Source organism: Dehalogenimonas etheniformans, assembly GCF_014672715.2.
Classification (GTDB): domain Bacteria; phylum Chloroflexota; class Dehalococcoidia; order Dehalococcoidales; family Dehalococcoidaceae; genus Dehalogenimonas; species Dehalogenimonas etheniformans.
In genome coordinates, this window is the sequence record NZ_CP058566.2 from 1,629,157 (window position 1) to 1,645,156 (window position 16,000).

The window sequence follows — 16,000 nt, forward strand, 5'->3', positions numbered from 1 at the left end:
AATAAAGAGGAGAGAAAAAGAATATGGCTAAGACGAGTTACCTGCCCAATCCCGCAAGAATCAAGGTCTTTGGCTGCGGTGGCGGCGGTTGCAATGCCGTAACCCGCATGGTCCGTGAGGAAATCCAGGGCGTTGAGTTCATCGCCCTCAACACCGATGCCCAGGCTCTGGCGATCACCGAAGCCCCTGTCCGCGTCCAGCTCGGCGAGCGCGTCACCCGCGGTTTGGGCGCCGGCGGCGACCACACCATGGGCCAGAAAGCCGCGGAAGAGTCCCGCGATGACATCCGCGAACTGGTCAGCGGTTCCGACATGGTCTTCGTCACCGCCGGCATGGGCGGCGGCACCGGCACAGGCTCCGCTCCCATCGTAGCCGAGGAAGCCAAGAAGAGCGGCGCCCTCACCATCGCGGTTGTCACCAAGCCCTTCGGTTTTGAAGGTTCCCATCGTATGAAGACCGCCAAGGAAGGCATCTCCAAGCTGCTCGGCAAGGTCGATACCCTGATCATCATCCCCAACGACCGCCTACTGGAACTCTGCGACGCCAAGACCGGCGTCGATACCGCCTTCAGAATGGCCGACAACGTCCTGCAGCAGGGCGTCAAGGCTATCTCCGAAGTCATTACCGTCCCGGGCACGATCAACCTGGACTTCGCCGATGTCAAAGCCGTTATGAAGGACGCCGGGCCCGCCTGGATGAGCATCGGCCGCGGCGCCGGTAAGAACCGCGCCATCGACGCCGCTCGGGAAGCCCTGGCTTCTCCGCTCCTGGACGTATCCGTCGGCGGAGCCCGCGGCGTCCTGTTCAACGTCGTCGGCCCGTCCGACCTGTCCCTGTATGAAGTCAACGAAGCCGCTGAGGTCATCCGCAAAGCAGTCGATCCTGACGCCAACATCATCTTCGGCGTCGGCTCCAACACCAACATGGGCAATGATGTTCACATCACCCTCATCGCCACCGGTTTCAACGTCGCCACAGAAGACGGCGAGGGGGATGACGAATTGACCGCCAAGCTTCGTGGCATCAAGAACGAGGAAGAGCTTGACGTGCCTTCCTTCCTGCGCCGCCCACTGTTCTCCCAAAGCCGCCAGCCGGCCCCGGAACCCTCCAAATCTAACCGGCCTCCGACCCGCAGCACCTGGCGGTAGTCCCCAAGCTCCGATCCGAGTATTGAATACAGGCGGCATCCCTTCACCGGGATGCCGCCTGTTTCGCTAAAAAGGGAGAAGAATTTAGATGCAAGTTGAAAACCATAAAGGCTGTGTCTGCCTCTACCAATTTCAAATTTGCCAGGAAGGCTTCTGCTCCGACTGCTACATCCATCAAAGTGCGATCAAAAAAACCGCGCTTGTCCAGTTGAAAACTGGAACCGCACCCAAGGAACTTCTCAAAACGGTCACTGCTTCGAGGTAACGGTTCACAATCGTCCGAAAAGCCTTATCCCTAATTCCAAATCGTGGCGGGGGTGTTTATTCAGACGTCCGATCGTTCTCTATTAATCCTTTTGGTGTGATTTCGCCTTCCAATTCGCTTAAGCAACCTGCGGGGTATATTTGTTTTTGCAATAAATGAAAAACTTTTATTCAAAAACGATTCAGCTTGTACCAGCTTCAGATTGAACGTACGCTTCGTTTTAGAAAGCGAAGCCATCACCATAGTGTTTTTGCATCCATTCATTGAACGCCCGTTGGCGAAGTATGCCTGTTTCGAGTCGTGTGTTAGGCGTTTGTTGACGTTGTGCGTCTTGCATCGCGCACCTAGCGTTTTGTGCCTCGCGTTCCGACCCTGCCAGTGAAAGGCACGAAAACGAATGAAACGAATCGGATGGCTGGCAATCGCGACACGCTTTCTCTCGTGTAGCCGGGATTTGGGGTGGAATAGAAGTATCAGCTTGATCACCCGATACAAGTGTTCTGTTTTCATTCATATGGGTATTATAGCACGAGTGTTCCTTGAGGTTGTCAAGCGTTTCGTGTCGTTTTTGATGCCATTTTTGAAAAAATATATTTGGACTGAATCAACGTACCTCGAGGTTCCGGGCAATAACAGTATTTCAGGATCGAGTTTTGTAAAAGGGAAGTGATTGAGCCTCCACCAAGAATACCAACCCAAAATTACTTCGTCATCCTTCCCCCCAGACAGAACTCCTCGCAACGACGGTGAGGGGCGGAATGGATTGCCTGTCTTCGGCGGAATAACGAAGAGAAATTACGACGTGGAACGAACCGGGCGGTCAGGTTAAAAACCTGACCCTAGAAAAACCCCGATCCACCCCTCGAAGATTTCCGTCGTTTTGGGCTATGATATAGATGTCATGCCTCAGAACAAGGACCACCTCTACTGCAAAGCGCTGCGCCAGGCGATAACCGCGGCCGGAACCGCCGCGTCGCTGAAAGACAAGCTAGAGGCGATCGTGCGCATCGCTTCACGCTCTTTCGACACCGGCGCCGCCATCGGGCTCCTCGATGCCACAGGAAGCCATCTTATCCAGACCGCCCATTGGCGCCTGCCCCCGACCTTCGTTCAGAAGGGCATCATCGACGTCGGCAAAAGCCTGAACGAGACGACTTCCAACGCACCTGTCTTTATTGAAAACGCGGCCACTGACAGCCGCGTGCAATATCCCGCGGCGGCGATCAAAGCGGGTATCGTTTCCATCTTCGGGGTCCCCATCTCACAGGACGGGCACCAGATAGGGGCTTTAAGGATCTATTTCAAGAAAACCCAATTGATCACTTTACAGGATACCAGCTTCGTCAAAGCCCTGGCTCAACTGGTAGGGATCGTGCTTTCCCGACAGACGATCGAGGTCAAAGGCGAGATTCCAACCGCATCCGCAAAACCATCGCGAATGGTCAAATTTAACCATGCCAGCGAAGAGGAATTTGCACGTATCCTCGATTTTTATAATGTACCATGGGTCTATGAACCGCGGTCTTTCCCTATCGGGCATAAAACCAAAGGCACACCGGAACTGTTCACCCCGGACTTCTACCTGCCGAGCCTCGATCTTTATGTCGAGTTGACCACGATGAAACAGTCGCTCGTCACCCAGAAGAACCGCAAGCTGAAGGCACTCAAAGCCCAATATCCCGAGATAAAGATCACCTTACTCTACAAGAACGACTACGAAAAACTGCTGGCAAAATACGGCGCCGGTCCCCTCGCAGAGTCCCGGGCTCATGGCGTCAGCCGGATTCTTTATTCAGCGGCGGATATCAACCAGCGGGTAAAGGACATCGCCGGTAAAATCTCAGCGGACTACGCCGGCAGGCGCCCGGTGCTTCTCGGCGTGCAGCGCGGTTTCCTGTGCTTTATGGCCGATCTCATCCGCCAGATCACGGTGCCGATGGACCTCGATTTCATCGCTATATCGTACTATAGCGGCGCCAAGGAACCGGCCGTAAAAATCACCAAGGAGGCCGACTTGCCGCTTGCCGGGCGCCACATCCTTCTGGTCGAGGACATTGTCGACACCGGTATCACGCTGAACTACATCCTGAATTATCTGACTGAAAAGCAACCGGCAAGCTTGGCGGTCTGTACCCTTCTCGACCGCAAAGCGCGTCGCCTGGTCAACATCAAACTCGACTATATCGGTTTCAACGTGCCGGATGAGTTTGTGATCGGCTACGGGCTCGACTATCACGAGGAATATCGCAACCTGCCGTTTATCGCCGTCCCGCAGATAAAGGGCCCAGAAAAAGAGAAATCCGAAGCGCCAAACACGAAACCCGAAACAAAAACCAAAGAGACATAATCAAAAAGAAGAAAGGTGAGGGACGAGGGCGGGATTTCGGATTTCCGTATTTCGAATTTGGTTAAAAATAGGGATCCCAGGTAGCCTCTGCCCCCGGGTCAGATTTCTTCAGAACTCCCTGATAGGACCTGCAAAGTTTTCAATAACGCTCCCAGGACGAACCTTGGGTTGATTAAGTTTCCCTTTCAGGTATCCCACCAAGTCAACGCTCTGGAGATCCTCCCATTGCATTGGTTACCTGGGACATTAATATGATGGCACGCGCGGTATAGTGAAGTCAAAGCGATGGATGGGATCATACGGCCATCAGTCATATTGGATCGCTCCAGGCTATCTACTCATTGCTCGCGATTATCCGGTTGATCGTGATTTCTCGCACTAAAGCAACGCGGGGGTCAAATGAAACTCGGAGGATGATCCCCATTGTTCAACGAGGGACGAGCCCCGATACAAAGCTCAAGGAATAATATCATAAACCTGAAACGGCGAGGGTTGAAGTCGGGCGGGTCGGATGGGATATTCGGATTTCGAAATTCGTATTTCGAATTTGGTAATAAAAAGGGATCCCAGGTAGCCTTTGCCCCCGGGATGGAATCCTCCAGACTCTCTGAAAGGGATCTGCGAAGGTTTTCTTAAACTCTTCCAGGACGAACCTTGGGGTTGTTAAGTTTTCCTTCCAGTTGCCCGATCAGGTCATTGCCTGATGGCCATTCCCACTGCATTGGTTACCTGGGACATCTACTATGATTTCACACCGATATAACCGGCGTCAAAGTCATTGAGAGCAGAATAGAACCAAAGAGATCGCTGTTTCAATACATGGACTATTCCTTACTTGCTTGTTTCACAGTTTAAAAATATTTTCACCGAACATCGGTTCAGGTTCGGATGATTTCAGTCGTCGGTAAGGGATCTCAATTTAGAAAGGAGATCATCGTCTTGACAGGACCAGGAATGCGAGTCCGAGCACGAGGATGGCAACCGCCCAGATGAACATTTTGGCGAGACCGATCAGGATGATGTAGCCTACCAGGATCAGTCCCAAACCCCCCCACCACCAGCAGAATTCCTACGGTCCCGATCTTTTGCAGGAACGATGGCGGTGAGTTATCGTCAGTCTCTTCAGTGCCGCCCTGCCGCATCCAGCGCCATATAACGAGGATCGACAACAAGACGATAACGATGAGGACGAATTCTAAAAATCCAAGACGCATGAGTTGACTCGACTTTTTATTACGGGTGTCATTGAAACGAACCTACTATGAACATCGAAATTGTCATCAGGATCAGAACGCCACTGGCTATCACCGAAAGGAAGACCGTCAGCGCCCGCTCCCTGAATTTGATTAGGCCGATCATGCCGGTGACGAAGGACGCAACACCTGCCGCCATCGCCGAAATCGAGGCGACGACTGGAAGCCCCGAGGTAACGGCGATCTCCTGCCCTCCTTGTTCCATGGCCGACAGCGCCCGGCCGATAATCACCAGCACGAAGAACGCGACAATCAGCCAGACTGACCATTTACCGATATTTGTTGTCGGCAGGAACGACATCGGCTCAAATCCTAGCCGCTCCCGGGCCTCAAGTCAACGTAAACTCGCTTCGGCTAAATGTACAGGTCCCTCCGGTTATAGGCGATCCGGGCTCCGATGACAGACACCACCATAATTAACAGCGAAAGGCCAATGAAGACAGGCTCGAATTTCGATTGATGCAGCAACTCCGCCGGATCGAAGTATTTGAACGGCGTCAGGTATTTCAAGAAATCCAGGCTGCTGTTCAGGGTGACCACGACGGAGAGGAAATAAGTCCCCAGTAATACGAACAAGGCGGTGGAGCTGGCCATCTTGTAACGCTTTAGAGCGGTGCCGATAAAAACGCCGATCGAAAGGAATACGAGCTGTAACAGAAACAAGGCTAACATGCTGAGCCCCAGGAAACGGTAAAATCTACTGTCAGGCTGGTAACTGCCGGACGCCGCGATAGAGGTGCCCCAGGTAATGAGCAAAAGCAGGACGCAGTTGACGAGCGCAGTCAGGGTCTTGGAGGTAACCACTTTATTACGGGTCACCGGCAAGGTCAACGAGAACTCGACAGTCTTATCCCGCTGTTCCTTGGCGATGATATCCGCGCCCCACATGGCGGCGGCGATTGACAGGAGTAAGGCAAAATAAATGAACATGATGCCGTAGAAGCCTGAAATAGTGGTCAGGTTGAAAGCCTGCAGGTTTAATATGGTAAGCACCTGCTGCGGCAGGCTGTTCAACGTGTCCAGCAGATCGGGGTTGTTGTAGTAGGCCGAGAACTTAGATACGCCGACGATAACGAACAAAATCACCACGCCCCCCCAAATGAGGAGGGATCGGAAATTGGCTTTAAGTTCACGGAAAAATATGTTCATCTGCGCTCCCTAAGCCACCGCCGGTATGTCACGGCGGATATACAACCGATATCCGGTGGCGATCGAAACGACCACCACAACGACACTGACCAGGGCCAAGGCTGTGTCAAATGAACTGTGACCAATGATATACACCGGGTCGAAATGCTTGAACGGGCTGATCTTTTCCAGGACACTGGTGCCCAAGAGGTTGCCAAAGGCGGCCAGAACGTACATGCCAAAGCCAAGCGCCAGGGCATAGGTGATGACGCTGCGGATCCTCTTCACCAGTAGGGAAATACCTAATCCCACCCCGAGGAAGAAAAGCTGGAAGATGAAGATGCTGGACAAAAGGAGTAAAAGAGTCCCGGCATCGAACGAATGGCTGCCTTTGAATAGATTGAGGAAGACGAAACTCGTAACCCAGGTAACGGCATTGGTGATGGTCAGGCAGGCAAACGCGGCCAGGAGTTTACTGGAGAGTATCCGGTCTCGTTTAACCGGCTTGGTCAGCAGGAAATCGGCGGTCCATTCAGCCTCTTCCACCGATACCAGTCCGAAACCGTAACTCGCCGCCTGGATAGCCAGGAGTAATTGGGCGAACAGGAACATGAAACTATAAAAACCCAAGATAGTCGAGAGATCGACCCCATTCAGGCCGAAGGCGATGAGCAGTTCCTTGGGGAAATTATTAAGGAAATCATTGACCGAACCTATCTGGCTGGATATGGTCGAAAACATAGCCGAAAAAGTGAAGATTATGGCAGCGACGGCTATAGACCAGCCGACAGCCGATTTGAGTTTCATCCGGAATTCGTGCAAAAAAACATTCGAAGCCATATTTCACCTACTCGTAGTAATGCATGAAGATCTCTTCGAGCGTCGGCTCCTCGATGGTGACATCGGAGACCGTTTTCTCGGCGATCTTGCGCATTACGACGTTGATATCGCCCTTGTACAGGAACCGCACCAGGCCGTCCATATGCTCCAGGCTGGTGACGCCGGGGAAGTCGAAGCAAGAGGCGTCAATCTCGCCGGTCACCTGAACTTTCTTGTAATTGTCTTTTTGGAGGTTGCGGATGTCATCTATCTCAATGATGCGCCCCTCCTTGATAATGGCAACCCTATTGCACAATCGCTGCACCTCCCCCAGGATGTGGGAGGAGAAGAAGACCGTTACCCCTTTTTTATTTTCGTCACGGATTAGATCGAAGAATTTGCGCTGCATCAGCGGATCGAGACCCGAAGTCGGTTCGTCGAGGAACAGCAACTTCGGGCGATGGAGCAGACCCTGGACAATGCCTACCTTCTTCCTGTTGCCATAGGACAAGTCTTCGATTTTCCGCTCGAGTTCAAGTTCCATCAGTTCGGAAAGCTCGTGCATCCGCGCCGTGTGATCGCCAGGATAGAAACTGGCCGAATAATTGAGCAGGTCCTTGACCTTCATCCGGTCGTAGTAGAAAACCTCTGAGGGGAGGTAGCCGATGTCTTTCCTGATCTCTGGGCCGTACTTGATGCAGTCCTTGCCGAAGATCGTGGCATCGCCGCTCGTCGGATAGATCAACGACAGCAGCAGGCGGATAGTTGTGGATTTGCCGGCGCCGTTTGGCCCGATGAAACCAAAGATCTCACCATCTTCGACCTTGAAAGAAACGTCGTTGATGCCCCGGGCTTTGCCGTAGTACTTGGTCAGGTGGTTGACTTCGATGACACTCATCGTCTACTCCTTATTCGCATTGACAGGCAGGTTGGGCTCAGAACCGAACAGGTCGATTTCCTTCTTCATAAAGCCGTAAAACGTCAGCCGGGTCATCTGTTTAATTTTTTCAGCATTCTGCATCCAGTCCCGGATTAGTCCCTTCCTGGCGGCGAACCCCGCCCTTAAAATGTCGAGGTATTCCAGGAAGACCTCAGTGTCGAGCGATTCGTCGATAAATCCCTGAGCTTTGCCCTCAGCCAGGAAGTCACGCCACATCGGCCAGGCTACACTTCGGAACATTTCCTCGATGAAAGGCGCGATATCTGGGTCCTGACTGAGGATCTTGGCAATCACTTCGTCCGAGGCTGCGGAAGCGATGGATATTTTCCCACTGACAATGCTGGCAATCTTTTGGTCGAAGGGCAGGTCAGATTTGATGAAGCCCTCAGCCATTCGTCCGATTCTGGTAATGACGGATTTGGCAGCCGCGAGCACCAGAGCCTCCCGGTTGCCGAATTGATTATAGACAGTAGTGGGCGAGACTCTCGCAGCGGCTGCGATGTCCTCTACCGAGACCTTGCGGACGTCGTGGGTCTTGCGGAACAGTTCGACCGTGGTCTCGATGATCACCTGCCGCTTTCCGCCCCGTCCCCGTTCATTATGTAGTTTTAGAGTCATTTACTACAATTATACAATATAATATCAATAAAAACAGCGGTATCATGTTATTGACATGCAAACCAAACGGGTTTATACTCGGTACTAGTACCGGTTTTAGTACCGGATAGTCTTGATACGGGAGGATGGAACATGGACAAATCGATCAAGGAACTCTTCGATCTATCGGGCAAGGTCGCCATCGTTACCGGCGGCGCCCAGGGTATCGGCAAAGGCATCGCTTTACGTCTGGCCGAAGCCGGAGCCAGCATCGTCGTCTCCGACATTAACCTCGAATCAGCCCAGGCGACCGTTGCCGAGATGAAGAAAACTCATTTCAAAGCCGTCGCCGTCAAATCCGACACGAGTAAAGTGGCTGACGCCGAACGCACGGTCCAGGAAGCGATCGAGGCTTTCGGCGACCTCGACATCCTCGTCAATAACGCCGGCATCTACCCTTTCGCCTCGACCGAGTCAATGACCGAGGGCATCTGGGACAAAACCATCGACATCAACTTGAAAGGAATCATGTTCTTCACCCAGGCGGCAGCTAGGGCGATGATTGCCAAAGGTCACGGCGGCAAAATCGTCAATATCGCCTCAGTGGATGGCTTCCACCCTACCGGCAACTTATTGTCGTATGACGCTTCGAAGGGCGGAGTGGTCATGCTGACCAAGGCACTCGCCAAGGACCTGGCGGGAAAGGGCATTAACGTCAACGCCATCGCCCCCGGAGCGATCGTGACGCCCGGCGCTTCCGGCGGCTTGTCCGGAATGAGCAAGGAACAAATTGACGCCGTCACCAAAGCGTTTTTGGCAACGATCCCTATGGGCAGGCAAGGGACGCCGGACGACATAGGCCGGGTGGCTCTATTCCTGGCATCCGAGGCAGCGGACTATATGACCGGCAGTGTCGTGGTCGCTGACGGAGGCTACCTGGTAGGCTAGTCAAAGCATCCTGATCTAAACGCGCCTGTTAAAAAGCAGGCGCGTTTGTCGTCTCAAACTGAAAACTTCGGTTTTTATCGTGTTAGAATTATTCCATTATGACCGAGTCCTGGCACTCACTATCCCCCAATGAAGCTCTCGAAAAGCTTGAGGCAACTGCATCCGGGTTAAACGATGAAGTTGTCAAAAAGCGGCAACTACAGTACGGTCCAAACGCGCTCGAAGAAAAGCCAGGCAAACCGCCTTTGTTGGTCTTCCTGTCCCAATTCGCCAACCCCCTGGTTTACGTCCTTTTTGTCGCGGCAGCCGTTTCGATATTCACCGGGCACGCCGTAGACACACTTACCATCTTCGGCGTTCTTCTGATCAACGCCGCAATCGGTTATATCCAGGAGACCCGGGCTGAAAAGGCGATGGCATCGCTTAAGGAAATGACGGCACCCAAGGCTACTGTTAGGCGCGGGGGGCGGCTGCACGATATTCCCGCCCGTGAACTTGTGCCTGGAGACATAATCATCCTAGCAGCCGGCGACCGGGTTCCAGCCGACGCCCGGCTGATCCAGATAACCGGGCTCGAGACCAATGAGTCCGCCCTGACCGGCGAATCCGAACCGGTTGAAAAGGGCCTGCATCAGGTTCCCGATGAGACAACGATGGCCGACCAAGCGGACGTGGTCTTCCAGGGAACCTCAGTAACCCAGGGCCAGGGTGAAGCCGTGGTAGTTGCTACGGGCATGGCGACTGAACTCGGGCGGATCGCCGGCAGCCTGGAAGAAATACCACAAGAAAAGACGCCGCTGCAGAAAAACATCGACCGCCTATCCAAGAGCCTAGTATTCATTCTCCTCGGTGTTTGCGTTTTGATCCTAGCCGTCGGTTTAATCCGAGGACTTGGATTAACCGATATGGTCCTCTTTGCGATAGCCGCCGCCGTCTCAGCCATTCCGGAAGGGCTGCCGGCGGTGGTCACGGTCGTCCTGGCCATTGGAATGCGCATCATGGCCGCCAGACACGCCATTATCCGCAGACTGGTCGCCGTGGAAACACTCGGCTCGGCCACGGTCATCTGCTCCGACAAGACAGGCACCCTTACCATTAACCAGATGACGCTGCGCAAGCTCTATTTCGACGGACGCACCATCGAGGTCACTGGTGAGGGATACCGACCGGAAGGAGACTTCAAAGAAGGAGAGCGAACACTCAATATAACGGAAGAAGAAACCTTACTCAACCTTCTCCGGGTGAGCGCGCTAACTAACGATGCATCGATTACCACCGGCGCGGAATGCTGCAATATCTTCGGCGATCCAACCGAAGCAGCTCTACTAGTGGCCGCCGCCAAAGCCGGCATAGTCAAAACCGATCTGGAGAAATCTGAGCCCAGGCTCGATGAAATACCCTTTTCGTCGGAACTCCAATATATGGCCACACTCAACGCCGTCGGAGATGACCTGCAGACAATAAACCTGAAAGGCGCCGCCGAGAAAGTACTCGGCATGTGCAATTTAATCTGGCGGGAAGGCCGAGTCCTCGAACTAGACGACGAAGTCAGAGAAAATGTCAAGCAGGAAATCGAAGCCATGGCGGCTGCCGGGTTGAGGGTGCTGGCACTGGCCTCTGCTGACCTGGCCGAGCCAGTTTCGAGCTTTGACAACCTGTCGTTTGAAGATAAATTGACGTTCATCGGATTGGCCGGCATTGCCGATCCCCCGCGAGCCGAAGCTAGAGACGCGGTCGCCATGGCCAGGGGAGCCGGCATTAGGGTGGTGATGATTACAGGCGACCACGTCTCGACAGCAAAGGCCATCGCCGGTCAAGTGGGCATCGACGGCGATCACGCCCTGACCGGAACCGAGCTTTCGGCGATGACTGAAAGCGATTTCGCCCGCGCGGTCGAAAAAGTATCCGTTTATGCCCGGACCGAGCCGCTACAAAAGCTACGTATCGTCAAAGCCCTGAAAGCCAGGGGCGAAGTGGTGGCGGTCACCGGCGACGGGGTCAATGACGCCCCGGCGCTCAAGGCAGCGGACATCGGAGTGGCCATGGGCAAATCCGGCACCGACGTTGCACGCGAGGCCGCCGACATGGTGCTGGCCGACGACAACTTCGCCTCAGTGGTTGCCGCAGTTGAAGAAGGCCGCGGGATTTTCAACCGGCTGCGGGCTGTCTTTTATTATCTCCTGGCATCTAATATCGGCGAACTGCTAGCCCTGGCCGCCGCCATCGCCATCATTGGGCAGGCGCCATTATTGGCCGTCCAAATCCTTTGGGTCAACGTCGTCACCGACGCCACCCTGACGGTACCCCTCGCTCTCGAGCCGCGCCGGGGCGATGAACTCGACGGGCCGCCACGTTCCCCCGAAGTGGGACTGCTTTATCCCGGTATGATTTGGCGCATCGGTTATACCGCCGCTATCATGGCAGTGGCGGTATTCGGCATCTTCTGGTGGGGACTGCGCCACGAAACGCTGGAGCAGGCACGAACGCTGGCGTTCTGCACCATCGTCAGTTTCGAACTATTCAAGGGTTTCGTAGCCCGCACCGACAACAAGCCGGTTTTGAAAATCGGGCTGTTCTCAAACAAGTGGTTCATGTTCGCTATGGGTATCGCAGTCTCCCTCCAGCTTGCCGCAGTGTATTTACCCTTCATGCAGGCAGCTTTTCACACCGCGCCGCCTTCGCTGACGGACTGGCTGATAATTATCGGCGCCGGACTATCGATCTTCGTGATCGAGGAGCTTCGCAAACAGTTTTTCCCCGAGCTCTTTTCAAAAGGGAAATGGCGAAAATAACTCCAGATTGAAGCCTCATATTATCCCGATAGTTAATACCTTCAACTAAAAGCCTCTTATAATGGATTTAAATTTCAATGAAAGGGCGTATACTATGGAACCCGAACAGAAAAACAAGATAGACAACCTGGTGGCTCTCCTCAATTGTGACGATCCGATTCAATGCCGGAAAGCCCGACGGCAACTGATCAAAATCGGGCAGGCGGCTGTCCCTGCGCTGATCAGTGCAGCTTCAAGCGGATTCACCATGAAGCGCTGGGAAGCCCTGGCTGCCCTGGGTTCCATAGGGGGGCAGGACGCTATAAAGACCCTGATAAGCCACCTCGGTGACGCCGACTATGGCATCAGGTGGACCGCGGCGGACAATCTTATCAAGATCGGTGAACCGGCGTTGATACCGGTGCTTAAAGCCACTATCAGCAACAGCAAGTCCCTGCCGTTCCGCGATGGCGTCCACCATTTCCTGACGGACGCAACTTCTGTAGCCGATCCGCACAACGAGATCCTCGAAACAGTACTAAAGAGCCTCGAAGAGCCAGTCGCCGAACTTGCCGCGCCTGTGGCTGCTGAAGCCGCCCTCGACAAGTTGCGGGAATTCAACAAAGTCGCAGAGGTTAAGCGTTAAGTATTGCACGGAAAAACGACTGAAACGACTCACCTCCAAAACACCAAGGCCGACGGTGTGGCAATTTGTGTGCTGCGAGCATTTGTGCTAATATGCATGGAGATATTATAGCACTTGCGTTCTCATAGCTGTCAAGCGTTTCGTGTCGTTTTTGATACGATATTTTTTGAAAAGCGGAGCCCAAGGCCACCGCGAACGGACACGCGAACTAACCGCAGATTGCCACGTCGCTTCGCTCCTCGCAAAGACATAGTATTAGAAGCACTTCCGAGGCGGGAGAGCAGTCGTTAGGGGAATTTCACCCTCTCCATCACTTCCTCTCCCATCGAGGGACAGGAAAGTAATTTACCAGAATAGACTCTTGCTGCCCTCACCCTATCCTCTCCCGCGAGGCCGTGGGAGAGGATATACCCCCTCGCAAAGACAGGGGGAATTTGGTCGTCGCGGAAACGGGGATTAATATTATCTTGAGTGGGGAATCGGACTCGCGGACAAGAGATCGGAGGCAGAGAAATGTCTGGGGAAAATCTTAAAAAAGCGACGTTCGCGGGGGGCTGCTTCTGGTGCATGCAGCCGCCGTTTAGAAAACTCGAAGGGGTGACAGATGTCGTCGTCGGGTATTCCGGCGGCACCAAGGAAAACCCCACCTACGAAGAAGTATCGACCGGCACCACTGGCTACCTCGAATCGGTGCAGGTGACCTATGATCCGTCAAAGATATCTTACGATAAGCTGCTGGACACGTTCTGGCACCAGATCGACCCTACCGACTCCGAGGGACAGTTCGTGGACAAGGGAACCCAGTATCACACAGCTATTTTCTATCATGATGATGAGCAGAGGCAGCAAGCCGACGCATCCAAAAAGGCGCTCGATGCCTCCGGCAAGTTCAAAAAGCCGGTGGTGACCGAAATAAAGCCGTTCAAGAACTTCTACCCCGCCGAGCAATACCACCAGGATTACGCCAAGAAAAATCCCGGCCAGTACGGGATGTACCGCATGTTTTCCGGCCGCGACCAATTCCTGAAGAAAACCTGGGGAGAATCCAAGGGTGTCACGGTTTACACCACGCCCGGCTGCAACAACTGCCGGATGACCAAAGAGTACCTGAAGTCGAAGAAGATCGATTTCGACGAGGTTGACATCACAGCGCACGAGGACGCGGCAGAGATGATCGTCGACAAGACCGGGCAGTTCGGGGTGCCGGTTATCCAGATCGGGGAAGATTTCCAGGTAGGATTCGATGAAAAGGACATCGATAAGTTTTTGAAAGAGCATATGGCGGTGACATCGTGAAGTGCGAACAGGAGATCAAAGACATCATCATCGTAGGGGGAGGCCCCGCCGCGATCACCTCCGCCATCTACGCGGCCAGGATGAAAAGGTGTGTCTGGATGCTGTACGAGGTGTTGGCCGGCCAGGCTTCGCTGACCAGCAATATCGAAAATTACACGGGTTTCAGGATGATCTCGGGGAGCGACTTCACCGACACCCTTCAAGACCATCTCGACGATTACGACCTGCAGCCGATGAAGGAGAAGGTCCTCGAGGTCAGGAAAAACGACGGACTGTTCGAAGTTAAGACGGGAGGCAACCTTTACAAGTCAAAAGCCGTCATCGTCGCTTCCGGTGCGAGGCATCGGGAGCTTGGCGTGCCGGGGGAGAAGGAATTCCTCGGCCACGGCGTCGCCTACTGCGTGATCTGCGACGCGCCATTTTTCAGAAACAAGGACGTAGCGGTCGTCGGCGGCGGGAATTCAGCCCTGACCACCGCGCTCGAACTGGTGAAGTATGCCAGCAGGATCTATCTTTTATCCAAGAACGAAGGACTCATGGGCGAGCAAACCCTTATCCAGGCTGTTAAGGTGTCAGAAAAGATCGAATTCGTCCCATCGGCCAAAATCCTGAAAATCACCGGAGACAAATTCGTTAATGGTATCGAATTCGAGGTCAAGGGCACAGCTAAAAACCTCGAAGTCCGCGGGGTGTTTATCGAAATCGGGTACATCCCCAATTCAGAGATCATCGACGTCAAGAAAAACAACCGGAACGAGATCATCATCAACGAGAGAAACGAGACGTCAGAAGAAGGGTTATTTGCCGCGGGAGACGTGACCAACATCGAAATCAAGCAGATCGTGGTAGCGGCGGGCGAAGGCGCCAAGGCGGCTCTGGCGGCATCCCAATACCTGGACAGAATCGGAGGCGGTTATGGCCATTGAGAAGCTGATCAAAACGAACGAAGAATGGAAGAAGATCCTGACCCCAGCGCAATATCACATTTTGAGGGAAGGCGGGACCGAGGCAGCGGGCACCTGCGCCTTCACAATAAAACTGGAAGGGGTGTTTCACTGCATCGCCTGCGATAACCCGTTGTTCATATCCGGCACCAAGTTCGAATCGGGGACCGGCTGGCCGAGCTTTTATGAACCCTACTCGCCCGATTCGGTCATATTCAAAGAGGACAATCGGGGTTTTGTGAAAGCTACGGAAGTGATCTGCGGCCGGTGCGAGGGGCACCTGGGGCATGTCTTCAACGACGGGCCGCCACCGACCTATAAGAGGTTCTGCATTAACGGACTGGTGCTGAAGTTTGTTAAGGGGGAGAAGCGACCGAGTACTTGATCGCCGGGGAAGTACCCCCTCTCCTTTAGTCCTCTCCCCGTGGGGGAGAGGTGGATTTGACTGGTGTACTATTCGCGGACGATTGCCACGCCCCGATTACATCGCGGGTCCTCGCAAAGACAGTCCAAGGGCGGCTTTTCACCCTCTCCTTTACTTCCTCTCCCATCGAGGGAGAGGAAAGGTCACAGACAAGATTGCCGCGTCGATTCGCTCCTCGCAAATACGACGGTGTCTTTATTGTAAATTCTTTTTGATCTCGTCGAATTGGTCTTTGGTAATTTCGCCTTTGGCGTAGCGTTCTTTGGCGATATCCAGAGGCGTCTGACCGCCTCGGGATTGTCCCATCCCTATCCCCATAGGATGGCCGCCGCCCCGAGACAAGGCGATAATGCCCCAGACCAGCAAGCCGATGATAATTAGACCAAGTATGAATAAGAACCATCCTCCGCCGCCGTAATCATGCATTGGCCACCACATAAATATCCTCCTGTCAATTGCTGGCGAGCTTGTCAA

The 16,000-nt window shown here is 53.7% G+C and carries 15 protein-coding genes; 9 read left to right on the plus strand and 6 right to left on the minus strand.

Annotation, left to right across the window (positions count from 1 at the left end; all coding sequences use genetic code 11):
* The first annotated feature begins 23 nt into the window (after positions 1 to 23).
* The 3 genes from ftsZ (at position 24) to hpt (ending at position 3,760) form a co-directional block, all read left to right on the plus strand.
* On the plus strand, positions 24 to 1,148 hold the full coding sequence (gene ftsZ, locus HX448_RS08125) for a cell division protein FtsZ (RefSeq protein WP_102331773.1): 1,125 nt from the start codon (positions 24 to 26) through the stop codon (positions 1,146 to 1,148).
* Between the two features lie 88 nt (positions 1,149 to 1,236).
* Positions 1,237 to 1,413, plus strand: coding sequence for a hypothetical protein (locus tag HX448_RS08130; RefSeq protein ID WP_162485892.1), 177 nt, complete (start codon positions 1,237 to 1,239; stop codon positions 1,411 to 1,413).
* 901 nt (positions 1,414 to 2,314) lie between these two features.
* Positions 2,315 to 3,760, plus strand: coding sequence for a hypoxanthine phosphoribosyltransferase (gene hpt, locus HX448_RS08135; protein WP_102331775.1), 1,446 nt, complete (start codon positions 2,315 to 2,317; stop codon positions 3,758 to 3,760).
* 1,242 nt (positions 3,761 to 5,002) lie between these two features.
* Here hpt and HX448_RS08140 read toward each other — a convergent pair.
* From HX448_RS08140 to HX448_RS08160, 5 genes are read right to left on the minus strand one after another with little or no spacing between them, the layout of a single operon-like run.
* Positions 5,003 to 5,314: a hypothetical protein gene (locus tag HX448_RS08140; protein ID WP_102331776.1), complete on the minus strand. Its 312-nt coding sequence runs from the start codon at positions 5,312 to 5,314 to the stop codon at positions 5,003 to 5,005.
* Positions 5,315 to 5,367: 53 nt separating this feature from the next.
* The gene (locus HX448_RS08145; RefSeq protein ID WP_102331777.1) at positions 5,368 to 6,162 is read right to left on the minus strand and encodes an ABC transporter permease subunit; all 795 of its coding nucleotides are present in this window, start codon (positions 6,160 to 6,162) and stop codon (positions 5,368 to 5,370) included.
* Between the two features lie 9 nt (positions 6,163 to 6,171).
* Positions 6,172 to 6,981 carry an ABC transporter permease gene (locus HX448_RS08150; RefSeq protein ID WP_102331778.1) on the minus strand — a complete coding sequence of 270 codons (810 nt, stop codon included), beginning with the start codon at positions 6,979 to 6,981 and terminating at the stop codon, positions 6,172 to 6,174.
* 7 nt (positions 6,982 to 6,988) lie between these two features.
* A complete protein-coding gene (locus HX448_RS08155) occupies positions 6,989 to 7,858 on the minus strand; it encodes an ABC transporter ATP-binding protein (protein WP_102331779.1) in 870 nt (289 codons plus the stop codon).
* 3 nt (positions 7,859 to 7,861) lie between these two features.
* The gene (locus HX448_RS08160; RefSeq protein ID WP_102331780.1) at positions 7,862 to 8,518 is read right to left on the minus strand and encodes a TetR/AcrR family transcriptional regulator; all 657 of its coding nucleotides are present in this window, start codon (positions 8,516 to 8,518) and stop codon (positions 7,862 to 7,864) included.
* A gap of 132 nt (positions 8,519 to 8,650) precedes the next feature.
* On the opposite strand from HX448_RS08160, the gene HX448_RS08165 reads away from it, so the two are divergent.
* The 6 genes from HX448_RS08165 to msrB all read left to right on the plus strand — a co-directional run bounded on the left by HX448_RS08165 (position 8,651) and on the right by msrB (position 15,487).
* Positions 8,651 to 9,445, plus strand: a complete 795-nt coding sequence (locus HX448_RS08165; protein WP_102331781.1) for an SDR family NAD(P)-dependent oxidoreductase — start codon at positions 8,651 to 8,653, stop codon at positions 9,443 to 9,445.
* 98 nt (positions 9,446 to 9,543) lie between these two features.
* On the plus strand, positions 9,544 to 12,237 hold the full coding sequence (locus HX448_RS08170) for a cation-translocating P-type ATPase (RefSeq protein ID WP_102331782.1): 2,694 nt from the start codon (positions 9,544 to 9,546) through the stop codon (positions 12,235 to 12,237).
* A gap of 94 nt (positions 12,238 to 12,331) precedes the next feature.
* Entirely contained in the window at positions 12,332 to 12,862 is a 531-nt protein-coding gene (locus tag HX448_RS08175) for a HEAT repeat domain-containing protein (RefSeq protein ID WP_162485893.1), read from the plus strand.
* A gap of 513 nt (positions 12,863 to 13,375) precedes the next feature.
* Positions 13,376 to 14,158 carry a peptide-methionine (S)-S-oxide reductase MsrA gene (gene msrA, locus HX448_RS08180; protein ID WP_162485894.1) on the plus strand — a complete coding sequence of 261 codons (783 nt, stop codon included), beginning with the start codon at positions 13,376 to 13,378 and terminating at the stop codon, positions 14,156 to 14,158.
* Entirely contained in the window at positions 14,155 to 15,084 is a 930-nt protein-coding gene (locus HX448_RS08185) for an NAD(P)/FAD-dependent oxidoreductase (RefSeq protein ID WP_162485895.1), read from the plus strand. The genes msrA and HX448_RS08185 overlap by 4 nt, the downstream gene beginning before the upstream one ends.
* The gene (gene msrB, locus HX448_RS08190) at positions 15,074 to 15,487 is read left to right on the plus strand and encodes a peptide-methionine (R)-S-oxide reductase MsrB (protein ID WP_102331785.1); all 414 of its coding nucleotides are present in this window, start codon (positions 15,074 to 15,076) and stop codon (positions 15,485 to 15,487) included. The genes HX448_RS08185 and msrB overlap by 11 nt, the downstream gene beginning before the upstream one ends.
* Before the next feature lie 234 nt (positions 15,488 to 15,721).
* Here msrB and HX448_RS08195 read toward each other — a convergent pair whose 3' ends face one another.
* Complete coding sequence (locus tag HX448_RS08195) at positions 15,722 to 15,964, minus strand: SHOCT domain-containing protein (protein WP_102331786.1); 243 nt, start codon at positions 15,962 to 15,964, stop codon at positions 15,722 to 15,724.
* Between the last annotated feature and the right edge of the window lie 36 nt (positions 15,965 to 16,000).